General features: G+C 62.6%; 20 protein-coding genes. 13 read left to right on the top strand and 7 right to left on the bottom strand.

Going from position 1 to position 21,483, the window contains the following annotated elements; translation table 11 throughout:
- Nucleotides 1–4: 4 nt before the first annotated feature.
- From QOM08_RS14540 to QOM08_RS14530, 3 genes are read right to left on the bottom strand one after another with little or no spacing between them, the layout of a single operon-like run.
- Nucleotides 5–205 (bottom strand): hypothetical protein, encoded by a 201-nt coding sequence (locus tag QOM08_RS14540; RefSeq protein ID WP_047225840.1) that lies wholly within the window; start codon nt 203–205, stop codon nt 5–7.
- Nucleotides 202–885 (bottom strand): Crp/Fnr family transcriptional regulator, encoded by a 684-nt coding sequence (locus QOM08_RS14535; RefSeq protein WP_047225841.1) that lies wholly within the window; start codon nt 883–885, stop codon nt 202–204. The genes QOM08_RS14540 and QOM08_RS14535 overlap by 4 nt, the downstream gene beginning before the upstream one ends.
- 37 nt (nt 886–922) lie before the next feature.
- The gene (locus tag QOM08_RS14530) at nt 923–1,066 is read right to left on the bottom strand and encodes a hypothetical protein (RefSeq protein WP_172833795.1); all 144 of its coding nucleotides are present in this window, start codon (nt 1,064–1,066) and stop codon (nt 923–925) included.
- 397 nt (nt 1,067–1,463) lie between these two features.
- On the opposite strand from QOM08_RS14530, the gene QOM08_RS14525 reads away from it, so the two are divergent.
- Nucleotides 1,464–2,654, top strand: coding sequence for an NnrS family protein (locus tag QOM08_RS14525; RefSeq protein ID WP_047225842.1), 1,191 nt, complete (start codon nt 1,464–1,466; stop codon nt 2,652–2,654).
- A 13-nt stretch (nt 2,655–2,667) separates the two neighbouring features.
- Nucleotides 2,668–3,108, top strand: a complete 441-nt coding sequence (locus QOM08_RS14520) for a membrane protein (protein ID WP_047225843.1) — start codon at nt 2,668–2,670, stop codon at nt 3,106–3,108.
- Between the two features lie 140 nt (nt 3,109–3,248).
- On the opposite strand, the gene ytfE is transcribed toward QOM08_RS14520, so the two are convergent.
- Nucleotides 3,249–3,923, bottom strand: a complete 675-nt coding sequence (gene ytfE / locus QOM08_RS14515) for an iron-sulfur cluster repair protein YtfE (RefSeq protein ID WP_047225844.1) — start codon at nt 3,921–3,923, stop codon at nt 3,249–3,251.
- A 159-nt stretch (nt 3,924–4,082) separates the two neighbouring features.
- On the opposite strand from ytfE, the gene norR reads away from it, so the two are divergent.
- From norR to QOM08_RS14475, 8 genes are all read left to right on the top strand, one after another.
- Nucleotides 4,083–5,615 (top strand): nitric oxide reductase transcriptional regulator NorR, encoded by a 1,533-nt coding sequence (norR, locus tag QOM08_RS14510; protein ID WP_047225845.1) that lies wholly within the window; start codon nt 4,083–4,085, stop codon nt 5,613–5,615.
- A 198-nt stretch (nt 5,616–5,813) separates the two neighbouring features.
- Nucleotides 5,814–6,461: a pyridoxamine 5'-phosphate oxidase gene (gene pdxH / locus QOM08_RS14505; RefSeq protein ID WP_047225881.1), complete on the top strand. Its 648-nt coding sequence runs from the start codon at nt 5,814–5,816 to the stop codon at nt 6,459–6,461.
- Nucleotides 6,462–6,550: 89 nt separating this feature from the next.
- Entirely contained in the window at nt 6,551–7,105 is a 555-nt protein-coding gene (gene moaB, locus QOM08_RS14500; RefSeq protein WP_047225846.1) for a molybdenum cofactor biosynthesis protein B, read from the top strand.
- Complete coding sequence (gene glp, locus QOM08_RS14495) at nt 7,102–8,349, top strand: gephyrin-like molybdotransferase Glp (RefSeq protein WP_047225847.1); 1,248 nt, start codon at nt 7,102–7,104, stop codon at nt 8,347–8,349. The genes moaB and glp overlap by 4 nt, the downstream gene beginning before the upstream one ends.
- A gap of 81 nt (nt 8,350–8,430) precedes the next feature.
- Nucleotides 8,431–9,426, top strand: a complete 996-nt coding sequence (locus QOM08_RS14490; protein ID WP_047225848.1) for a peptidase U32 family protein — start codon at nt 8,431–8,433, stop codon at nt 9,424–9,426.
- Nucleotides 9,427–9,436: 10 nt separating this feature from the next.
- Nucleotides 9,437–10,327 (top strand): U32 family peptidase, encoded by an 891-nt coding sequence (locus tag QOM08_RS14485; protein ID WP_047225849.1) that lies wholly within the window; start codon nt 9,437–9,439, stop codon nt 10,325–10,327.
- Entirely contained in the window at nt 10,321–10,791 is a 471-nt protein-coding gene (locus tag QOM08_RS14480; RefSeq protein ID WP_047225850.1) for an SCP2 domain-containing protein, read from the top strand. The genes QOM08_RS14485 and QOM08_RS14480 overlap by 7 nt, the downstream gene beginning before the upstream one ends.
- Nucleotides 10,791–11,180 carry a putative zinc-binding protein gene (locus QOM08_RS14475; RefSeq protein ID WP_076384509.1) on the top strand — a complete coding sequence of 130 codons (390 nt, stop codon included), beginning with the start codon at nt 10,791–10,793 and terminating at the stop codon, nt 11,178–11,180. The genes QOM08_RS14480 and QOM08_RS14475 overlap by 1 nt, the downstream gene beginning before the upstream one ends.
- Before the next feature lie 137 nt (nt 11,181–11,317).
- Here QOM08_RS14475 and QOM08_RS14470 read toward each other — a convergent pair whose 3' ends face one another.
- The 3 genes from QOM08_RS14470 to QOM08_RS14460 form a co-directional block, all read right to left on the bottom strand.
- Nucleotides 11,318–11,995, bottom strand: a complete 678-nt coding sequence (locus QOM08_RS14470; protein ID WP_047225852.1) for a Crp/Fnr family transcriptional regulator — start codon at nt 11,993–11,995, stop codon at nt 11,318–11,320.
- Nucleotides 11,996–12,212: 217 nt separating this feature from the next.
- The gene (narL, locus tag QOM08_RS14465; protein WP_047229176.1) at nt 12,213–12,860 is read right to left on the bottom strand and encodes a two-component system response regulator NarL; all 648 of its coding nucleotides are present in this window, start codon (nt 12,858–12,860) and stop codon (nt 12,213–12,215) included.
- On the bottom strand, nt 12,857–14,656 hold the full coding sequence (locus QOM08_RS14460) for a HAMP domain-containing protein (protein WP_047229175.1): 1,800 nt from the start codon (nt 14,654–14,656) through the stop codon (nt 12,857–12,859). Before QOM08_RS14460 ends, narL begins: the two co-directional genes overlap by 4 nt.
- 311 nt (nt 14,657–14,967) lie before the next feature.
- On the opposite strand from QOM08_RS14460, the gene QOM08_RS14455 reads away from it, so the two are divergent.
- From QOM08_RS14455 to QOM08_RS14445, 3 genes are all read left to right on the top strand, one after another.
- On the top strand, nt 14,968–16,269 hold the full coding sequence (locus QOM08_RS14455) for an MFS transporter (RefSeq protein ID WP_047229174.1): 1,302 nt from the start codon (nt 14,968–14,970) through the stop codon (nt 16,267–16,269).
- Nucleotides 16,247–17,644 carry a NarK family nitrate/nitrite MFS transporter gene (locus QOM08_RS14450; RefSeq protein WP_047229173.1) on the top strand — a complete coding sequence of 466 codons (1,398 nt, stop codon included), beginning with the start codon at nt 16,247–16,249 and terminating at the stop codon, nt 17,642–17,644. Before QOM08_RS14455 ends, QOM08_RS14450 begins: the two co-directional genes overlap by 23 nt.
- 64 nt (nt 17,645–17,708) lie before the next feature.
- Nucleotides 17,709–21,482 (top strand): nitrate reductase subunit alpha, encoded by a 3,774-nt coding sequence (locus QOM08_RS14445; protein WP_076384513.1) that lies wholly within the window; start codon nt 17,709–17,711, stop codon nt 21,480–21,482.
- The last annotated feature ends 1 nt before the right edge of the window (nt 21,483 follow it).

Here is a 21,483-nt window from a genome sequence, read left to right as displayed (position 1 = left end):
GGGTTCAGGCGATGTCGCGGGGTAACCAGAAAAACATGACGACGCAGAATATCGTCAGACCGATACAGAACCAGGTGAAGCGTCGCAGGCGACGCTCGCCAGCCAGCGCCGCCTCGGCCGGCAGCGGCATGCCGCACTGGCGACATTCGCTTTGATTGGCGGGGTTGGTGTGTTGGCAATACAGGCAGGTGGGTTGTGCGCTCATTCGAAATGTTCCAGGCGCAGGCGATCGAGAATGGCGATCTGGCGACCGTCCTGGGTGATGATTTTTTCATCGATCAGCCGGCGGATGATCCGCGAGAAGGTTTCTGGCTGGATCGACAGGTGTCCGGCGATCAGTTGCTTGGCCATGGGCAGCTCGAACTGGCTGTCCACGGTTTGCAAGCGCACCAGTTGTGTCAGCAGGTAGCGCACCACGCGGTGGGTGGCGTTTTTCAGCGACAGGGTTTCAATCTCGTTGACCCGTTGGTGCAGGCGCACACAGAGCTTGCCGAGCAGGGCGAAGGTCAACCGGCTGTTACTTTGCAAAAGACGCATGTACGTGGCATTGGACAGGCGATACAGCTGGGTTGGCCCAACGGCCTCTGCGCAAGCGACGTAGTTCGGCGTGTCCATCAGCATCATGGCTTCAGCGAAGGTCTGGCGCTCGCCGATCACCTCGAAGACTTTTTCCTGGCCGTCCGGCGTCAACCGGTAGATTTTCACCGCGCCGGAGATCACGAAGTAAAACGCCTGCGCCGGTTCGCCTTGGCGGAACAGCGGTTCGCCCCTGTCGACATTCAGCAATTGGCTGGTACTCATCAGTTCGTCGAGCTGTTCTTCGTTCAACGGTTCGAACAGGTGATGACTGCGCAGAATCTGGTGATGAACACGGTGAAGCACCATGGCATGAGTCCTTGTATGGCAGGGAAATGAATCGGATTCAGACGAGGCTCAGGGACAGGCCGCTGGCCAGACCCACGACGCAAGAGAGCAGGACGAACCAGGCGAGTGGCAGCGCGACGTATTTCATGGATAACCCCGGCAAAAAAAAGTCTGTGCCCTGCCAGAGCAAGAGACGGGCCATGCCCGCAACCGTTGATTTGCGGGGCCGTACGGTGAGATGGGTATAAATGACCCTGTACTGTTAGGGTGATAATCACCATGACAGGGTTATATTTACCCGGTTGATGGCCATTTGTGGGAGCGAGCCTGCTCACGATGGCGGCTTATCAGTCAGCGGAGATATCGAGCTGACCGGCCTCATCGCCAGCAGGCTCGCCCCTTCAGGGGATAAACAGACGGTTTATTGAGTGGGGCGGTGCACCCTCGAACAGTTTCGGCAAGCCCCTTGCAAGTACCTGGGTGAGGCAGGCTGGCTTGATCTGAGACAAGGCCCGCCGGTGCCGATAGCTGATCATTCGAACCCTGATTGTTGACCCCTCACCGCTGGCCCGTCCCGCGCTGAGGTAAAGGAGTGGTGTATGCAAGTGCTTGACCGTCGCAAGGCCATGGCCATCCTGCCGTTGTGGCGGCTGGCGTTTCGGCCGTTTTTCCTGGCCGGGTGTGTGCTTGCATTGTTGGCCATACCGTTGTGGCTGGCGGCGTTTACTGGAAGGCTGTCGGCCTGGCAACCGGCCGGCGGCTGGTTGGCCTGGCACCGTCATGAACTGCTGTTCGGCTTCGGCCTGGCAATCATCGCCGGGTTCTTGTTGACGGCCGTGCAGACCTGGACAGGTACTCCGGGGCTTAGTGGCAAACGTCTGGCGGCGCTGGCGCTGTTATGGCTGGGCGCGCGACTGGCCTGGCTGGCAGATGCGCCCTGGCCATTGCTGACGGTGCTGGAGCTGGGTTTCGCCCTGGCGGTTGCGGCGTTGATGGGCATTACGTTGTGGCGCGTACGGCAGAAGCGCAATTACCCGATTGTGTTGGTCTTGCTGCTGTTGGCCGCCGCTGATGGGTTATCCGTGTACGGTCTGGTGCAACATGACGAAGGTTTGCAGCGCCAAAGTGTGCTCACGGGCCTGTGGCTGGTGGCGGCGATGATGGGGCTGATCGGCGGGCGGGTGATTCCTTTCTTCACCCAGCGCGGTCTGGGCCGGGTAGAAGGCGTTGCCCCCTGGCCGTGGCTCGATCGTCTGTTACTGGCGGGGTCGGCACTGGTGGCGCTGCTGTATGCCTTCGGCCCGGCGCTGTCGACCAGCCTCTGGGTCGGCCTGTTGTTCGCCGCGCTGGCGGTGGGGCACGGGGTGCGGCTGGTGCGTTGGCATGATCGGGATTTGTGGCGGGTGCCGCTGCTGTGGTCGCTGCACCTGGCCTACGCCTGGCTGGCGCTGGCTTGCCTGGGCATGGCGCTGTGGCATTTCGGCGTCGCGCTGAACCCGAGCCTGGCGGTGCACAGCTTGTCCATCGGCGCCATGGCCGGGTTGATCCTGGCGATGATCGCCCGCGTCAGCCTGGGCCATACCGGGCGAGCCCTGGAACCGCCGGCCGGCATGACCCTGGCGTTCGTCCTGCTGAACCTGGCATGCCTGAGCCGAGTGCTGCTGGTGCTGCTGTTCCCGTTGGCCGCGCTGTGGCTGGCGGGGCTGTGCTGGACCCTGGCATTCGGACTCTACGCCTGGCGTTATGGGCCGATGCTGTTGCAGGCCCGCGTGGATGGGCATCCAGGATGAGCCGAGGGGGTCGATGATGTATGGGGTTTTGCTGGTCACTCATCTATTGGCGGCTATCGCTTTTATCGGCACGTTGTTTTTCGAGGTTTTTATCTGGCATGCCGCCCGCAGGCCTTTGGCCCAAGGCGTCAAGGACGCCGCCGACCCGGCTATCGCCAAGCGTTCGCGGCAGGTGTTGCACGGGGTGGTGCTGGTGCTTTACAGCGCCGGCATCGCGCTGGCCTGGCAGCATCGCGGTGCATTGAGCCAACCGTTGAGCAACAGCTTCGGCCTGTTGCTGAGCCTGAAGATCCTCCTGGCCTTGAGCATCATCGGCCATTATTTGTGGCTGGCGTACTGGCTCAAGAGCGGGCGGCTGACCCCGGACCGCGCCTGCTGGCTGCGTCGCAGTATCCTGGGACACATGGTGCTGATTGTGGTGTTGGCCAAGGCGATGTTCTATTGGCAGTTTTGAGCAGGAATGAGAGCCACAAACGGCTGTGGGAGCAAAGCTTGCTCGTGATGGCGCAATGTCAGTCGGTATCAATGTTGACTGATCCAGCGCTATCGCGAGCAAGCTTTGCTCCCCACAGGGGTAAGGGCAATGTTTGAGAGTCAGCGAACGGGTTTCATCGCATTGACGAACAACACATTGTTTTCCAGATGGATGTGCTGCATCAGGTCGTCACGAAACTCCACCAGCCCGCGATACAGGGCGCGCCAGGTGTTGCAGGCATCGGACGGCGGGGTGATCTGGTCGGTCAGGGCAAGCATAGTTTCCAGCGCTTCACCGTGCTGGTCGTGTTCGTAGCGCAGTACCTGGATGGGGGCCGAGGCCCGATCACCCAGGCCCTGTTGCAGCATCGGGAACAGCACCTGCTCCTCCTTGAGCATGTGGCCTTCGAGTTCCTGATACATGTCCTGCAAGTGATCGGCCAGGCCGACGGGGCAACTGGCCCGGGCGCCATGGACCATCTCGACGCGGCGGGCCAGACGGATCAATTCCGGCAGCTGTTCGCGGTGACGGGCGTGGTAGCGTTCCAGGATGTGGGCGATCAACAGCGCCTGGGGTTCGTCGCGCCAGTCATGACCCAGTTCCCCAGCGGCTTGCAGGGTGCGCAGGGCATCGGCGATCAGCAGTGGGTTCAGGCCCTTGCCCAGCGCTGCTTCGCGCAAGGATTTTTGCCCGCCACAACAGAAGTCGAGGTTGTAGTGATGAAAGGTACGGGTGGCACCGGGAATGTCGCAGGCCAATTGGCCGAGGCTTTGTTCCAGCAGATCGAGGCTCATCATGTTTCCTTGGGTTGAATCCCGGGAGGGACAGATGAGCGAACTTTGCAGCCGACGTGCCAGAATTAACTGCCTGAAAATTAACGGATAAATATTTACCAGGGTGATTCTCACCCTGGCTGCAAGGGGTCAAACGAACCCTGGAGGGTAATCACTACCATGCTGCGTGAAAGCCTGGCCGCCGACCTGATCGTCGAGTTGCCCAATGCCGTTCGATTGCAACGCCTGGTACAGACCCTGCGCGAATACTTCAACAGTGGCGCCGTAGGCTTGTTGCGCCTGGACGATGACAGCCTCAGGCCCGTCGCCACCGTAGGCCTGGTGCATGAAGCGCTCGGCCGTCGGTTCGTGATCGCCCAGCATCCGCGTCTGGCGGCGATCATGGCGTCGCGCGAACCTACCTGGTTTGAGCCCGACAGCCGCTTGCCCGACCCTTATGACGGCTTGCTCGATAACCACGTCGGCGAACCGCTGCCGGTGCACGACTGCATGGGCGTGAGCCTGTACGTGGAAGGGCGGCTCTGGGGCGCGATCACCCTGGATGCGCTGCATGCTGGCACCTTCGACAGCCGCGCAAGGGAAGAACTCAAACGGTGCACCTTGCAGATCGAAGCGGCGGTGCGGGTGACCCGGCTCGAGCAGGAAAACCGCAGCCTGCGCGCCTCGCGCAGTGATCTGCCGGATGTCCGTCGGCCGGCCGAGGAGGGCGAGATCCTTGGGCGCAGCGAGGTGCTGGATCAACTGCTCAACGAGCTGGACGTATTGGCCGACTCCGAACTGCCGGTGCTGCTGCTGGGAGAAACCGGTGTCGGCAAGGAGTTGTTTGCGCGTCGTTTGCATCGCTTGTCCCGGCGCAGTCACAAGCCGCTGGTGCAGGTCAATTGCGCAGCCTTGCCCGAGTCCCTGGCCGAAAGCGAACTGTTCGGCCACGTCAAAGGGGCATTCTCCGGCGCTACGACTGACCGCGCTGGGCGTTTCGACGCGGCCAATGGCGGCACGTTGTTTCTCGACGAGGTGGGTGAATTGCCGTTGAGCGTGCAGGCCAAGTTGCTGCGCACCCTGCAAAACGGCGAGATCCAGCGCCTGGGTGCTGACAAGCCGCTGCACGTCGATGTGCGGATCATCGCCGCCACCAACCGCCACCTGCCGGACAGCATTCGCGATGGGCTATTTCGCGCCGACCTGTATCACCGGCTCTCAGTCTACCCGGTGCCGATCCCGCCGTTGCGCGAACGCGGTAGCGATGTGCTGATGCTCGCCGGGCATTTCCTCGAGTTGAACCGCACGCGCCTGGGCTTGCGCGGCTTGCGCCTGTCACCGGCCGCTGAACAGGCGCTGCTGGCGTACTCCTGGCCGGGCAATGTGCGGGAGCTGGAGCACGTGATCAGTCGCGCGGCGTTGAAGCAACTCAGCCGCGGGGCCAGTCGCAGCCTGATCATGACCCTGGAGCCGCAGGTGCTGGACCTGGACGTCAGTGCCAGCGGATCCACGACCCACGCGACACTTGAACAGTCTCCAGAGGTCGCCGATGTACCGTTCCAGCCGCTGAATGAAGCTGTCGACACTTGCCAGCGCCAGGCGATCCTCAAGGCCCTGGAGCATTGCGGGCAGAACTGGGCCGGTGCGGCGCGGCTGCTGGAGGTCGACCCGAGCAACCTGCATAAACTGGCGCGGCGGTTGGGGCTCAAGTAGCCGGCGACCTATTAGACCGAGTCGTCTTCATCGCGAGCAGGCTCGCTCCCACAGGGAACTCCATAGGCCCAATGTGGGAGCGAGCCTGCTCGCGATGGCATCGGCACGTTCAACACAAGATCCGCCATTGACAACGATCAAGGCCTGCCCTCGCGACAGAACCCACACTGGAGCAAATCCATCGTGGAGATCATCGTCATGCCCCTTTCCCTGGCCAAAATGCGTCGTCAGTACACCCTGGACGGGTTGGATGAAGCCCAGGCACCGGACGATCCGATGGTTCTGTTCGGATTATGGATGCAACAAGCCCGCGACACCGAAAGCCCGCCGGTGGAAGCCAACAGCATGACCCTGGCGACCGTGGACGAGCAGGGCCGGCCGCACTGTCGGGTGCTGCTGCTCAAGGGGTTCAGCGATGAAGGTTTCACATTTTTCGGCAACTACGACAGTGGCAAGGGACGGGACCTGGCGATCAATCCGTGGGCGGCCATGACGTTTTTCTGGCCGGGGCTGGAACGGCAAGTGCGGGTTGAAGGGCAGGTCCACAAGCTCGATTCCGGGCTATCGGATGCCTATTTCATTTCCCGCCCCCTGGCCAGTCGTCTTGGTGCCTGGGCCTCGCCGCAAAGCCGTGAGCTGGAGGATCGGGCCGCCCTTGAGGCGTTGCTGACGCAGACCGAACGGCGGTTTATCAATCAGCCAGTGCCGCGTCCCGAACACTGGGGCGGCTACTGCCTGAGGCCTGAACGGCTGGAGTTCTGGCAAGGCCGCGCCGACCGTCTGCACGATCGCCTCGACTACCGCCTGCAAGAAGGCGCCTGGCAGCGTAGCCGACTGGCACCGTAAACGCCGAGGGAGGTACCTCTATCGGGGAATAGGCCCGGCCCCGATTGCGGTTCAGGCTGGGCCATCTTTTTTTTAAAGGACGGCTGACCATGGCCCATCTGACGCAACGCCACTTTCAACCGCTGAATATTGCGGTGCTGACCATCAGCGATACCCGTAGCTTCGAAACCGATACCTCCGGGCAAACCCTCGCCGATCTGCTGCAAACCGCCGGGCATGTGCTGATCGACCGTGGGCTGGTGAAGGACGATATCTACCAGATCCGCGCCCAGGTCTCGCAGTGGATCGCCGCCCCTGAAGTGCAAGTGGTGCTGATGACCGGCGGCACCGGTTTTACCCCCCGCGATAACACCCCCCAGGCGGTGCTGCCGCTGCTGGACAAGCAGGTGGACGGGTTCGGCGAACTGTTCCGGCAGGTGTCACTGGCAGAGATCGGCATGTCCAGCCTGCAATCACGGGCATTGGCGGGTATGAGCAACGGCGTATTGGTGTGCTGCCTGCCGGGTTCGCCGGGCGCGTGTCGCACCGGTTGGGAACAGATCCTGGTCGGTCAACTGGACAGCCGCACCGGCCCGTGCAACTTCACTCCCCATCTCAAGCCGCAGCCCGGCGTTGTCGTTGAGCCTTGCGGGACGCGCTCATGAGCAGCGGCGCGTGTGGCAGCGTCTGTGAGAGCGGCGCGCTGATGCCGGTGGATGAAGCCATCCGCTACCTGCTGGATCAGGCACCGCTGCCGCCTCCGGTGCAACGGGTGGCGCTGGACCAGGCCCTGGGCCGGGTGCTGGCGACAGACATCCGCAGCCCCATGAACTTGCCTGCGTGGGACAACAGCGCCATGGACGGTTATGCCCTGCGGGCCGCTGACCTGCCAGCCGCCGGAGGTTATCTGACCCTGGCCGGGCGCATTGCCGCCGGACAGGCATCCAATAATCCGCTGCAGCCCGGGCAGGCCGTACGGATTTTCACGGGCGCGCCGCTGCCGCCGGGGGCAGACACCGTGGTGCCCCAGGAAAGCTGTCGGGTAGCAGGTGAGCGGGTCTGGTTGCCACCGGTCAATGACGGCGACCATGTGCGCAAGGAAGGCGAGGAAGTGCGCCGAGGAGACCTGTTGCTTCGTGCCGGCAAGCGCTTGCGGGCCCAGGAGCTGGGGTTGCTGGCCGGTGCCGGGATTGCGCGAATGGAGGTCTATCGGCCGTTGCAGGTCGGTCTGCTCAGCAGCGGCGATGAACTGCGCGAACCGGGCGAAGCATTGGCGCCGGGGCAGATCTACAACAGCAATCGCCATAGCCTCGCGGCACTGCTGCGCGGCTGGGGCATGGAGGTGCATGACTACGGCGCCATGCCCGACAAGCTGCTCGCCAGTCGCCAGGCCTTGAGCCTGGCGGCGGCCGAGTGTGATGTGCTGCTGACCTCCGGCGGCGTTTCGGTGGGCGAGGAGGATCACCTCAAACAAGCCATCGAAGCGCTGGGCAGCGTTGACCTGTGGCGCCTGGCAATCCAGCCGGGCAAACCGCTGGCCTTTGGCGAAGTCGCCGGCAAACCCTGGATCGGTTTGCCAGGTAACCCATCGGCGGCGCTGATTACCGCATTGATTGTCGTGCGCCCGTTCCTGTTCCGGGCCCAAGGCATGGACGAAGTATTGCCTATCTCATTGCAGTTGCCGGCCGGGTTTGACTGGCCAAAGCCCAACCGGCGGCGGCAGTACCTGCGGGCGAAACTGGTCCCCGGTGCCGATGGTTCGCTGTGTGTCGAGCTGCATCCCCAGCAAAGTTCGGCCATGTTGGCTGCCGCATGCTGGGCCGACGGTCTGGCCGTGGTCGAGTGCCAGGCGCACGTGCGCATGCTCGACAAGGTGATGTACTTGCCGTTCGCGAGCCTGATGCATTAACGGCAATTGATTGTCGTCAAGGTCGCCGCCGATGAGCTGACTAGACTGGCGGCGCTCCGAGTTTTCTCATGAGGATGCCCCATGCAACTGGTTTGCCCGGCAGGGAATCTGCCTGCCCTCAAAGCGGCGGTGCGCCAAGGCGCCGATGCCGTCTATGTCGGCTTTCGCGATGACACCAACGCCCGGCATTTCGCCGGGCTGAACATGGACGACAAACAGTTCGACGCGGCGGTCGCGCACATCCGCCAGCACCAACGCAAACTCTATGTGGCGGTCAACACCTACCCACAACCCAAGGGCTGGGAGCGTTGGCAGCGCGCGGTGGATCGCGCCGCCGATCTGGGCGTCGACGCCCTGATCGCCGCCGACCCCGGGGTGCTCGGCTACGCCAGCCAGCGCCACCCACAACTGGCCCTGCATCTTTCGGTACAAGGTTCGGCGACCCATGCCGCGGCGCTGGCTTTTTACGCCGAGCGCTACGGCATTCGGCGTGCGGTGCTGCCACGGGTGCTGTCCCTGGCCCAGGTGCGGCAGGTAGCAGCAGCGAGCCCAGTGCCGATCGAAGTCTTCGGTTTCGGCAGCCTGTGCATCATGGCCGAGGGCCGTTGTCACTTGTCCTCTTACATCACCGGTGAGTCGCCGAACCTGTGCGGCGTGTGCTCACCGGCCAAGGCAGTGCGCTGGAGCGAAGACGCCGACGGCCTGAGCGCACGCTTGAGCGAGGTGCTGATCGATCGCTACACCCCTGACGAGCCGGCCGGTTACCCGACCCTGTGCAAGGGCCGCTTCCTGGTCGGCGGCAAGCGCTTCCATGCCCTGGAAGAACCCACCAGCCTCGACACCCTGGACCTGCTGCCGGAGCTGGCGGCCATCGGCGTCGAGGCAGTGAAGATCGAGGGCCGCCAGCGCAGCCCGGCCTACGTTGAACAAGTGACCCGGGTCTGGCGCGCCGCACTGGATGCCCACCGGGCTGCGCCGCAACGATTCCGGGTGCGGGAAGAATGGCGCCAGGTGTTGGCCGGTTTGTCGGAAGGCAGCCAGACCACCCTGGGCGCTTACCATCGATCATGGCAATGAGGGAGGCCAGATGAAACTCAGCCTGGGACCGGTCCTGTTTTACTGGGACAAAGCGCAACTGGGGAATTTCTACGCCGAGATGTCGGCCTTGCCGCTGGATGTGATTTACCTGGGGGAAACCGTGTGCTCAAAGCGCCGGGCATTCTCCCTGGATCAATGGCTGGGCCTGGGGCGCGAACTGCAAGCGTGCAGCCAGGCACAGATTGTGTTGTCGAGCCTGACGCTGATCGAAGCGGCCTCGGAGCTGTCGTCCTTGCGTCGGCTGTGTGACAACGGCCAATTGTTGGTGGAAGCCAATGACATGGGCGCGGTGCAGTTTCTCGCTGAACGCAAGTTGCCTTTCGTGGGCGGCCCGGCGTTGAACCTGTACAACGGCCATGCCCTGGGGCAATTGCTCGACAGCGGCATGATTCGCTGGGTACCACCTGTGGAATGCTCGGCGGCGCTGATCGGCGATGTGCTGGAGCAGGTGCGGGAAATGGAACGCGAGGTCCCCGAGGTGGAGATTTTTGCCTACGGCCACTTGCCCCTGGCTTATTCGGCACGCTGCTTCACCGCCCGGGCCGAAAACCGGCCCAAGGACGACTGTCAGTTCTGTTGCATCAACTATCCCGACGGCCTGGCGTTGAGCAGTCAGGAGGGCCAGCAACTGTTCACCCTCAATGGCATTCAGACGATGTCCGGTGAGGTGACCAATCTGTTGGCCGATTACCCCGCGCTGATGGCCAGTGGCGCCGACGTGCTGCGTCTGAGCCCGCGCGCCCAGGGCATGGCCGAGGTGGTCAGGTCCTTCGACAACGTTCGCCAGGGCGAGGCACCACCGCTGTTTGTGGCCGGTTGCAACGGCTATTGGCACGGTCATGCCGGTATGTTGAAAGTTGAGGAGGCGGGCCTGTGCTGAGTCGAAAAAAATGGTTGCTCAAAGGCGCTGACCGGGTGCTGCCGCTGGTGGGCAAGGTGCCGTTTGTCGTACAGCGCCTGGCGTTGCAGCAGGCGCTCAACCGTTGCCTGGCCGAGCCGCTGCGCGATGGCGGGTTCGAGGTGTTGCGCGGGCGTTGGCTATGCCTGCGGGTGCCGGACCTGAAGTTGTGCTGGTACCTGACGCTGTCGCGGGATGGACTGCGCATTGCCGAACAAGCCGAAGCCCAGGTCAGCATCAGCGGCAACTGGCGTGAATTTCTCTTGCTCGCCAGTCGGCAGGAAGATCCCGACACGTTGTTCTTCCGGCGACGCCTGGTGATTGAGGGCGACACCGAATTGGGGCTGGCGCTGAAGAACCTGATCGACAGCCTCGACCCGGAGGTCTTGCCGCCCTGGTTATGGCGCAATCTGGAACGGGCGGGCAAGGGATTGGCGGCGGCCTGATGAAAGCTCCAGGCTCACTGCCCCTGGTGTACTCCTGTTCCGGTTGTTCCAACGTGGCGCAACTGGCCAACACCGTCGCCCTGCGCCTGGACCGCGCCGGCCTGGCCGAGATGTCCTGCATCGTCGGGGTCGGCGGGCATGTGCCGGCACTGGTCAACAAAGCGCGCTCGGGGCGGCGGATCATCGCGCTGGACGGTTGTCCGTTGCAGTGCGTCCAGGCGTGTTTGCAGCAGCATGATCTGGAAGCGGATGTGCATGTGATTTTGAGCCAGTTGGGCTGGCGCAAGCGTTTCGGCGTCGATTGCACGCAAGAGGAGGGGGACGCGTTGTTTGAGCGGTTGATACCGATGATCGTTGAAAATGACACAGCAGATAGTGAGTCTGGCTGAGCCTGTGGCGAGGGGATTTATCCCCGCTGGACTGCGAAGCAGTCCCAATGCGCTGTGTCAGACAGTTTGAATAGGGGCCGCTTCGCGCCCCAGCGGGGATAAATCCCCTCGCCACAAGGGAATTGGGGCTGCGCGGGTTATTGCTGGTAAGCGTCCAGCTCATCTTCGGCCAGGATGCGAATGTTGCGCCGCTCCATGGCAATCAGGCCACCGTCTACCAGGCGATGGAGAATGCGCGAAAAAGTCTCTGGCTGGATTCCCAGCTTGGAGGCCACCAGGCGTTTGGACACCTGTAGCACCACCTGGCCGTCGCGCGGGTCGCGTTCCTGAAGCAGAAAGTTGATGACCCGCCGGCTGGCGCTGGCCAGGGTCAGGTTGTCGATGTCCTTGAGGCGCTGGTGCAAATGGATACTCATGCTCGCCAGGATCGCCAGGCAGACCTTCGGCTGGTCTTCCAGGGCCTTGCGGTAATGAGTGCCTTCGATACTCACCAGTACGCTGTCCTTGAGCGCCGACGCACTGACCGGGTAGCACCGGGCCTGGCTGAACAGCAGAGCCTCGGCGAAGGTCTGCCCGGGCTGGATGATTTCCACCAGGTTTTCCTGGCCTTCACCGGTGACCCGGAACAGCTTGATCTGACCGCTGACCAGCAGGAAAAACCGCTTGGCCGGGTCGCCCTGGTGCATGAGCGTGCTGTTGCACTCCAGGCGTTTGAGCACGGCCAGGTTGCACACGTCTTCGAAGACCCGCTCCGGTAACTGGCTGAACAGGTGATGACGACGCAACAGTAAAACGATGGAAGGATGAGTCAGCATGGCGTACCTCCGCGTGCCGTCATGGTAGAACCCCACGCGCCCCCGGCCTATGCCTCCGCAGGCCTACCTCGGAAGAGGGAGGTGCGTCCCCGCTCAAACACAAACCCTGTGGGAGCGAGCCTGCTCGCGATAGCGGAGGGTCAGCTTGCAGGGATGTTGAATGTGCCGCCGTCATCGCGAGCAGGCTTTGCTCCCACAGGAGGTGTGGTTTGCCGGGCTAGCCCACTCCGCGCAGATGCTCCATGGCCCACACGGCGGCTTCGACCCGTGAGCGCAACCCCAGTTTGTGCAGCAGGTTCTTCACATGGACCTTGACCGTGCCTTCGGTGATGCCCAGCTTGTGGCCGATGACTTTGTTGCTGCAGCCGCCGGCGATGGTCTTGAGTACCTGGCGTTCGCGTTCGGTCAGTTCCACGTCGGCCTGGCGGGGAGGGGAGCGCAAGGCCTGGGCCATGACGCGGGTCAGGCCGGGGCTGATCACCAGCGCGCCGTTGAGGGCATCGCGGATGTACTGCACCAGCAACTCCGGCTCCATGTCCTTGAGCAGGTAACCGTTGGCATCCAGGCGCAGGGCATCGCGAATGTCGTCCTCGGCGTCGGATACGGTGAACAGCAATACCTTGCCGGTGTAATGCATGGCCCGCAGCCGGCGCAGGGTTTCGATGCCGTTCATTTGCGGCATGTTGTTGTCCAGCAGGACCAGGTCAGGTTTGAGCGGTTCGATCAGGGTCAGGGCTTCTTCGCCGTGGCTGGCTTCGCCGACGATGTGCAAGTCGTCTTCGAGTTCGAGCATTTGGCGGATCCCTCGACGCATCATTGGATGGTCGTCGACCAGCAGGAGGGTGTGACGCAGGGGGGCGTTCATGTTGCGAGACCTTCGCTGTGTTGGCCCAGGAATTCCGGTTGGAAATGCACCTGGATACGGGTGCCCTGGGGCGTTCGGGAGATAATTTGCAGTTGGCCGCGCAAGCTGCGGGCCCGTTCGTTCATGATGTTCAGGCCGTGGTGTTCGCGCTGGTCCACTTCGCCACTGAAGCCCCGGCCATCGTCTTCGACCGACAGTCGCACGGTTTCGCCTTCCTGGCGCAGTTCGAGCCAGGCGTTCTCTGCGTGGGCGTGGCGCAGGCAGTTGGAGAGCGCCTCGCGGGTGATCTGCAGGATATGAATCTGCTCACTGGCCGACAGCTCGAAGGCCAGGGTGTCGACGAACAGATGCACCCGGAAATCGCCCCGGCGGGAGAATTCATCAGCGGTGTCCTTGAGTTCCTGGACCAGCCCGTCGTCGTGGATCTGCAAGCGGAACGTGGTGAGCAGTTCGCGCAACTGCCGGTAGGCATTGTTCAGGCCTTCGCGCAGTTCGGCGGTGACGGTTTCCAGGGTTTGCACCGGTTCGCCGCGACGCATCAGGGTTTGCATGCGGCTGACTTGCAGCTTCATGTACGACAAGGCCTGGGCCAGGGAGTCATGCAGTTCGCGGGCGATGATCGTGCGCTCATCGAGCAACAGCAGGCGATGGTCCTGTTCGCGCTGGCGCTTGAGAGACAGCGAGGTGCCGATCAGGTTTGCCAGGGCCTGGATCAGTGCGGTTTCCCAGGGTTGCGCCGCGTGACCGTCGACAAAATGCGCCTTGAGTTCACCCAGTTCCGTGCCCTGGTTACTGATGCTGAACGTCTGCGGCCGGGCGCTGTGGTGTTTCTGGCAGGTGGCGCAATCGCTGCTGGCGCAGACCTCGCGGCTGTTGGCGCCATGCAGCGACAGCAGTTGCCGGGCGGGCGCCTGCAACTGGCCTTGCAGACACAGCGACAGGCGCAGGCCCGGCAGCCGCTGCTGGAACCGGCTGATCAGTTCATCCAGCCCTTCGGCATTGGCCTGCCGCGTGGCCAGGCTGCGGCTGCTCTGGTACAGCAGCTCCAGGGCGGCATTGGCCTGTTGCAGGTTCAGGGTCTTTTGCTGGACCTGATTCTCCAGGGTGCGATGGGATTGCTCGATGGTCTCGGCCATGGTGTTGAAGCTGGTCGCCAGTTGGCCCAGTTCATCCTCTGACTGATGGTTGACCCGCACCTGGAATTCGCCACGGCGAAAGCGCTGGGTGGCGTCCACCAGTTCCTGCAAGGGCGTGACCACACCGTACTGCAATTCATACAGACCGATCAGCAGGATGATCATGGTGGTGAACAGCGCCATGCCCTGGATCGTCTGTTGCCAGGCTTGCTTGTGCTCGCTCTGGCGTTGCAACAGGGTGACGAACTGGTCCAGTTGCGCAACGAAGGAAGCGGCACTGGCCTGGAAGAACGCCGAATCGCCGCGTTCGATGGCCGGGCGCAAGGTCTGGTTCCAACGCTGCATGAGGCTCTGATAACTCTGATGCAGGGAGGTCGCCGGTCCGTCTTCCAGCACGGCGCGCAAGGACGGGCTTTCGAGACGTCGTTGCAGGCTGTCGATGATCGCCGGGACATCGTCGCTGGCCCCGGCTGCCAGTTTCCAGCTCAGGTGATAGGTCTCCATACGCACGGAACCGGCGGTGTTGATGGCGGCCGCGTCGCCCTGGCTGAACCAGGCAATCAGACCTGCGCTCAAGGAACTGGCCAGGGCGAGGATGGCGATCAGGATCACCGCCAGCCCGGCGCGAGCGGGCAGGGAACTGCGCAGCCACCGCATCATCGAGACTGGCCCTGGAGGAAATTCTGCAAACCGAACATGGGGACGCCCTGGCGTTGGGGGGGTATAGCAGCCGATCCCGGGCGCACTACCTCTAAAGAGTTGTCGGCCGCTACGTTTCGATAAAAGCCACGGCCGAAATGTTCAAAGCCTTGATAAATAAAGGTTCTTATCAACTTCAGGCTCTACCCCCTAAGAGGTAGACGGCCCCAGCATAGGCCAGTACCGCCGGGACGCACGTTGACCCAGGTCAAGTTTTTACGGGGTAGGCATCACTAGGCTGCGCTCATCGAACTGACGGGGAGTGCATCGAGATGCGAGCGCAAGTGCAACAAGGGTTGGTACTGGGGATGAGTACCCTGGCCTTCACCGTGTGCTTCATGGTCTGGATGATGTTTGCCGTGCTCGGTGTTCCGATCAAGGAAATGCTGGCGCTCAACGAAACCCAATTCGGTCTGCTGGCCGCCACGCCGGTGCTGACCGGTTCCCTGGTGCGCTTGCCCCTGGGCCTGCTGACCGACCGCTTCGGCGGGCGCATCGTGTTCTTCCTGCTGATGCTCTCCTGTGTGCTGCCGTTGTACCTGATCACCCTGGCCACGGCTTTCTGGCAGTTCCTGGTGCTGGGCCTGTTTGTCGGGCTGGCCGGTGGATCGTTCTCGGTGGGCATCGCTTATGTGGCCAAGTGGTTCGACAAGCAGAATCAAGGCTTCGCCATGGGTGTGTTCGGCGCGGGCAACGCCGGCGCCGCGCTGACCAAATTCCTCGCTCCTGCCTTGATCGCCTTCGGTTCCTGGCACCTGGTGCCGAAGGTGTTCAGCGCCATTCTGTTCATCACCGCGCTGCTGTTCTGGTTTCTCACAACCGAGAAGAAGGAGCACAGCGGCACCGGCGGCGCCACGTTGCGCGAGCAACTGAAAACCCTGAAAGAACCAGCGGTGTGGCGCTACTGCCAGTACTACTCGATCGTGTTCGGCGGCTATGTAGCCCTGGCCCTGTGGATGACCAAGTACTACGTGCAGGAATACGGCTTCAGCCTGCAAAGCGCGGCGCTGCTGGCGGCCTGCTTCTCCCTGCCCGGTGGCGTATTGCGGGCCGTCGGTGGCTGGATGTCCGACCGCTGGGGCGCCCAGAGCGTGACCTGGTGGGTGTTGTGGGTCAGCTGGATCTGCCTGTTCCTGCTCTCGTACCCACAGACCCAACTGCAAGTGCAGACCGTCAACGGCACGGTGGATTTTCACATCGGCCTCAACGCCACGCTGTTCACCGTGCTGCTGTTCGTGATGGGCATCGCCTTCGCGTTCGGCAAGGCCTCGGTCTTCAAGTACATCGCCAACGACTACCCGAAAAACATGGGCGCGGTGTCCGGCATCGTCGGCCTGGCCGGCGGCCTGGGCGGGTTCGTGTTGCCGATCATGTTCGGCGCCCTGGTGGACCTCACCGGCGTGCGCTCGTCCTGCTTCATGTTGATGTACGGCGTGGTCTGGGTCTCCCTGACCTGGATGTACTTCAGCGAAGTTCGCAAGCGCCCGCTGCTGGGTAAACAGCCGCCGGCCAGCCAATCCCCGTTTTCCAGCATTGCCCAAGGAGAAGAACATGTCCGTTCTGCAAACGCCTGAAAAGGGCCCGGTCATTCATGACTGGCGTCCGGAAGACCCCGCGTTCTGGGGCAAGAGTGGCAAACAGACTGCCCGGCGTAACCTGTGGATTTCCATCCCGGCGCTGCTGTTGGCCTTCGCGGTGTGGATGGTCTGGAGCACGGTGATCGTGCGCCTGAACGCCATCGGTTTCAGTTTCAGCACCGACCAGTTGTTCTGGCTCGCGGCGTTGCCGGGCCTGTCCGGCGCGACCTTGCGCATCTTCTATTCGTTCATGGTGCCGATCTTCGGCGGTCGTCGCTGGACGGCCCTGAGCACTGCGTCGCTGCTGTTGCCGGCGCTGTGGATGGGCTTTGCCGTGCAGGATCCGGCCACGCCTTACAGCGTGTTCGTGCTGATTGCGCTGCTCTGCGGCTTTGGCGGCGGTAACTTCGCCTCGAGCATGTCCAACATCAGCTTCTTTTACCCCAAGTCCCAGCAGGGCACAGCCCTGGGCCTGAACGCCGGGCTGGGCAACCTGGGCGTGTCGGTGATGCAGTTCAGCGTGCCGCTGGTGATTTCCTTCGGCGTGTTCGGCTTCATGGGCGGCCAGCCGCAGGTACTGGCTGACGGCAGCTCGCTGTGGCTGCAAAACGCCGGTTTTATCTGGGTGCCGTTCATCCTCGCCGTGACCGTGATTGCCTGGTTCGGCATGAACGACCTGTCCAGCGCCCGCGCTTCGTTCAGTGAGCAGGCAGTGATTTTCAAGCGCAAGCACAACTGGCTGATGTGCTGGTTGTACCTGGCGACCTTCGGCTCGTTCATCGGCTTCTCCGCCGCGTTTCCGCTGCTGATCAAAACCTCGTTCCCGGAAGTCATCGCCCTGAAGTTCGCCTTCCTCGGTCCGCTGGTCGGTGCCCTGGTGCGGCCACTGGGTGGCTGGCTGGCGGACAAGCTCGGCGGCGCGAAGGTTACGTTGTGGAACTTCGTGCTGATGATCGCGATGGTGTTCGGGGTCCTTCATTTCCTGCCCCAAGGCGGCCAGGGCGGCAGCTTCTACGGCTTCCTGGGGATGTTCATGTTGCTGTTCGTCACCACTGGCGTGGGCAACGGGTCGACCTTCCGCATGATCCCGGTGATCTTCCGCACCCTGCATGAAAAAGCCAGCCGCGGCCAAAAGCCCGAGCTACGCGAACAAGCGCTCAAGAACGCCGGCAAGGAATCGGCCGCAGTGCTGGGTTTCAGCTCGGCCATGGGCGCCTTCGGCGCGTTCTTCATCCCCAAATCATTCGGCACTTCGATGGCCCTGACCGGCGGCCCGGAGATGGCCTTCTACATGTTCGTCGGCTTTTACCTGAGCTGCATCGTGGTGACCTGGTGGTGGTATGCCCGCAAGGGCGCCGCAACACCGTGCTAAGCCGAACCTAAACCTGCGTGGGCGGGGCGCAGACCCCGCGGAGCAAGCCTGAGAGGAACACACTGTGAGTCATTTACTGGATCAACTGCGGTTTTTCAACCGCAAGCAAGGCGAGTTTTCCGAGGGGCACGGCGAGACCCGCAAGGAGTCCCGCGACTGGGAGAACGTCTACCGCTCCCGCTGGCAGTACGACAAGATCGTGCGCTCCACCCATGGGGTGAACTGCACCGGCTCGTGCTCGTGGAAAATCTACGTCAAGAACGGCCTGATCACCTGGGAAACCCAGCAGACCGACTACCCGCGCACCCGTAACGACCTGCCCAACCACGAGCCGCGTGGCTGCCCTCGTGGCGCCAGCTACAGCTGGTACATCTACAGCGCCAACCGGCTCAAGTACCCGAAGATCCGCAAGCCATTGCTCAAGCTGTGGCGCGAAGCCCGGCAGACCCTGCCGCCCGTGGAAGCGTGGGCCAGCATTGTCGAAAACAAGGCCAAGGCCGACTCGTATAAAAGCAAGCGCGGCATGGGTGGTTTCATCCGTTCCAACTGGGAAGAAGTCAACGAGATCATCGCCGCCGCCAACGTCTACACCGTCAAGCAATACGGCCCGGATCGGGTGGTTGGCTTCTCGCCGATCCCGGCGATGTCGATGGTCAGCTACGCCGCGGGTTCGCGTTACCTGTCGCTGATCGGTGGCGTGTGCCTGAGCTTCTACGACTGGTACTGCGACCTGCCGCCAGCCTCGCCGATGGTCTGGGGCGAGCAGACCGACGTGCCGGAATCGGCCGACTGGTACAACTCCAACTACATCATTGCCTGGGGCTCCAACGTCCCGCAGACCCGTACCCCCGACGCGCACTTTTTCACCGAGGTGCGTTACAAGGGCACCAAGACCGTGGCGATCACCCCGGACTATTCGGAAGTCGCCAAGCTCACCGACCTGTGGCTCAACCCCAAGCAGGGCACCGACGCGGCACTTGCCCAGGCTTTCAACCATGTGATCTTCAAAGAGTTTCACCTGGACAAGCCCAGCGCCTACTTCACCGAGTACGCCAAGCGCTACACCGACCTGCCGGTGCTGGTGATGCTCAAGCCGATGCTCGGCGTGGCGCCGGGCTCCGGCTACCAGCCTGATCGCTTCCTGCGCGCCAGCGACCTGACCAACAACCTCGGCCAGGACAATAACCCGGAGTGGAAAACCATCGCCCTGGATGCCAGCGGTGAACTGGTTTCTCCCCAAGGCTCCATCGGCTATCGCTGGGGCGAAGAGGGCAAATGGAACATCCTGGCCCGTGAAGGCGGCGAGGGCCGTGAGATCGACCTCAAGCTCAGCCTGATTGGCGATGACGTGGCTGAAGTGGCCTTCCCGTATTTTGCCGGTGAAGCCCAGGAGTACTTCCAGCATGTGGCCGGTGACGCGGTGCAGTACCGCCGGGTGCCGGTGCACAACGTGGTGCTGGCCGACGGCAGCGTGGTGAAAGTCGCCACGGTGTTTGACCTGTCGGCGGCCAACCTGGCCATCGACCGTGGCCTGGGCGGCGCCAACGTCGCCAAGGACTACGACGACGCCTCGGTGCCCGGCACCCCGGCCTGGCAGGAGCAGATCACCGGTGTGAGCCGCGAGAAAGCGATCCAGATCGCCCGCGAATTCGCCGACAACGCCGACAAGACCCGTGGCCGTTCGATGATCATCGTCGGCGCGGCGATGAACCACTGGTACCACATGGACATGAACTACCGTGGGCTGATCAACATGCTCATGCTGTGTGGTTGTGTCGGCCAGACCGGCGGCGGTTGGGCCCACTATGTCGGCCAGGAAAAACTCCGTCCGCAATGTGGCTGGCTGCCCCTGGCCTTCGGCCTGGACTGGAACCGTCCGCCACGGCAGATGAACGGCACCAGCTTCTTCTACGGCCACAGCTCGCAATGGCGCCACGAGAAGATGAGCATGCACGACGTGCTGTCGCCTCTGGCGGATAAATCGCAGTTCCCTGAGCATGCCCTGGACTACAACATCCGCGCCGAACGCGCCGGCTGGTTGCCCAGCGCGCCACAATTGAACACCAACCCGCTGAACATTTGCCGCGATGCTGCTGCCGCCGGCATGGACCCGAAAGACTACGTGGTCAAGTCCTGGCAGGACGGCAGCCTGCGGTTTGCCTGCGAACAACCCGACAGCCCGGAAAACTTCCCGCGCAACATGTTCATCTGGCGTTCCAATCTGCTGGGGTCCTCGGGCAAAGGCCACGAGTACATGCTCAAGTACCTGCTGGGCACCAAGAACGGCGTGATGAACGAAGACATCGGCTTTGGTGGCGAATCCAAGCCGACCGAGGCTGAATGGGTCGACAACGGTGCCATCGGCAAACTGGACCTGGTGACCACCCTGGACTTCCGCATGTCCTCGACCTGCGTGTATTCCGACATCGTCTTGCCGACCGCGACCTGGTACGAAAAAGACGACATGAACACCTCGGACATGCACCCGTTCATTCACCCGCTGTCAGCGGCTATCGACCCGGCCTGGGAGTCGCGTTCGGACTGGGAAATCTACAAGGGCATCGCCAAGGCGTTCTCCGCCATGTCGGTCGGGCACCTGGGTGTCGAGAAAGACCTGGTCACCGTGCCGTTGATGCATGACAGCGTCGGTGAACTGGCCCAGCCGTTTGGCGGCACTGACTGGAAAAGCGCCGGCGTGGCGCCGCAACCGGGCAAGAACGCACCGAACCTGCAAGTGGTGGAGCGCGATTACCCCAACATCTACAAGCAGTTCACCTCCCTGGGCCCGATGCTGGAGAAACTCGGCAATGGCGGCAAGGGCATCAACTGGAACACCGACGATGAAGTGAAATTCCTCGGTGAGCTCAATCACCATGAGGTCGACGCCGGTATCAGCCAGGGTCGGCCGAAGATCGACAGCGCCATTGACGCGGCCGAAGTGATTCTGTCCCTGGCCCCGGAAACCAACGGCCAGGTGGCCGTCAAGGCCTGGGCGGCCCTGTCGAAATTCACCGGCATCGATCACAGCCACCTGGCGCTGTCCAAGGCCCACGAGGCGATTCGCTTCCGCGACATCCAGGCGCAGCCGCGCAAGATCATTTCCAGCCCGACCTGGTCTGGCCTGGAAGACGATCACGTCAGCTACAACGCCGGTTACACCAACGTTCACGAAGCGATTCCATGGCGCACCATCACCGGCCGCCAGCAGTTCTACCAGGATCACCCGTGGATGCAGGCGTTCGGCGAGCAACTGATGAGTTATCGGCCGCCGGTCAACACCCGCACCATCGAAGGCGTCAAGGGCAAGCGCAGCAATGGCGAGACCGAAATCGTCCTGAACTGGATCACCCCGCACCAGAAGTGGGGCATCCACAGCACCTACAGCGACAACTTGCTGATGCTCACCTTGAGCCGCGGCGGGCCGATCGTCTGGCTCTCGGAAATCGACGCCAAGCGCGCCGGTATCGAGGACAACGACTGGATTGAATGCTTCAACGTCAACGGTGCGCTGACCGCCCGTGCGGTGGTCAGCCAGCGGGTCAAGGAAGGCATGGTGATGATGTACCACGCCCAGGAACGGATCGTGAACGTGCCCGGCTCGGAAACCACCAAGACCCGTGGCGGCCACCACAACTCGGTGACCCGCGTGGTGCTCAAGCCCACTCATATGATCGGTGGCTACGCGCAACAGGCCTACGGTTTCAACTATTACGGCACGGTCGGTTGCAACCGCGACGAGTTCGTCGTGGTGCGCAAGATGTCCAAGGTCGATTGGCTCGACGGTTCCAGTGGCGATGATCTGCCGCGTCCACTGCCAACCGATATCGAGGAGAACTGAG

The organism is Pseudomonas sp. P105, assembly GCF_032614175.1.
Lineage (GTDB): Bacteria > Pseudomonadota > Gammaproteobacteria > Pseudomonadales > Pseudomonadaceae > Aquipseudomonas > Aquipseudomonas rhizophila.
Note: the sequence above shows the minus strand (reverse complement) of the source record. Positions and strands in the feature narration are given on the sequence as shown.

What these genes read in the sequence shown, in the direction of transcription:
- pdxH (WP_047225881.1), top strand. Translation starts at nt 5,814, where the DNA reads ATGCCCCTTTCCCTGGCCAAAATGCGTCGTCAGTACACCCTGGACGGG.
- QOM08_RS14540 (WP_047225840.1), bottom strand. Translation starts at nt 205, where the DNA reads ATGAGCGCACAACCCACCTGCCTGTATTGCCAACACACCAACCCCGCC.
- glp (WP_047225847.1), top strand. Translation starts at nt 7,102, where the DNA reads ATGAGCAGCGGCGCGTGTGGCAGCGTCTGTGAGAGCGGCGCGCTGATG.
- QOM08_RS14530 (WP_172833795.1), bottom strand. Translation starts at nt 1,066, where the DNA reads ATGGCCCGTCTCTTGCTCTGGCAGGGCACAGACTTTTTTTTGCCGGGG.
- norR (WP_047225845.1), top strand. Translation starts at nt 4,083, where the DNA reads ATGCTGCGTGAAAGCCTGGCCGCCGACCTGATCGTCGAGTTGCCCAAT.
- QOM08_RS14525 (WP_047225842.1), top strand. Translation starts at nt 1,464, where the DNA reads ATGCAAGTGCTTGACCGTCGCAAGGCCATGGCCATCCTGCCGTTGTGG.
- QOM08_RS14460 (WP_047229175.1), bottom strand. Translation starts at nt 14,656, where the DNA reads ATGATGCGGTGGCTGCGCAGTTCCCTGCCCGCTCGCGCCGGGCTGGCG.
- narL (WP_047229176.1), bottom strand. Translation starts at nt 12,860, where the DNA reads ATGAACGCCCCCCTGCGTCACACCCTCCTGCTGGTCGACGACCATCCA.
- QOM08_RS14490 (WP_047225848.1), top strand. Translation starts at nt 8,431, where the DNA reads ATGCAACTGGTTTGCCCGGCAGGGAATCTGCCTGCCCTCAAAGCGGCG.
- ytfE (WP_047225844.1), bottom strand. Translation starts at nt 3,923, where the DNA reads ATGAGCCTCGATCTGCTGGAACAAAGCCTCGGCCAATTGGCCTGCGAC.
- moaB (WP_047225846.1), top strand. Translation starts at nt 6,551, where the DNA reads ATGGCCCATCTGACGCAACGCCACTTTCAACCGCTGAATATTGCGGTG.
- QOM08_RS14475 (WP_076384509.1), top strand. Translation starts at nt 10,791, where the DNA reads ATGAAAGCTCCAGGCTCACTGCCCCTGGTGTACTCCTGTTCCGGTTGT.
- QOM08_RS14535 (WP_047225841.1), bottom strand. Translation starts at nt 885, where the DNA reads ATGGTGCTTCACCGTGTTCATCACCAGATTCTGCGCAGTCATCACCTG.
- QOM08_RS14455 (WP_047229174.1), top strand. Translation starts at nt 14,968, where the DNA reads ATGCGAGCGCAAGTGCAACAAGGGTTGGTACTGGGGATGAGTACCCTG.
- QOM08_RS14520 (WP_047225843.1), top strand. Translation starts at nt 2,668, where the DNA reads ATGATGTATGGGGTTTTGCTGGTCACTCATCTATTGGCGGCTATCGCT.
- QOM08_RS14450 (WP_047229173.1), top strand. Translation starts at nt 16,247, where the DNA reads ATGTCCGTTCTGCAAACGCCTGAAAAGGGCCCGGTCATTCATGACTGG.
- QOM08_RS14470 (WP_047225852.1), bottom strand. Translation starts at nt 11,995, where the DNA reads ATGCTGACTCATCCTTCCATCGTTTTACTGTTGCGTCGTCATCACCTG.
- QOM08_RS14485 (WP_047225849.1), top strand. Translation starts at nt 9,437, where the DNA reads ATGAAACTCAGCCTGGGACCGGTCCTGTTTTACTGGGACAAAGCGCAA.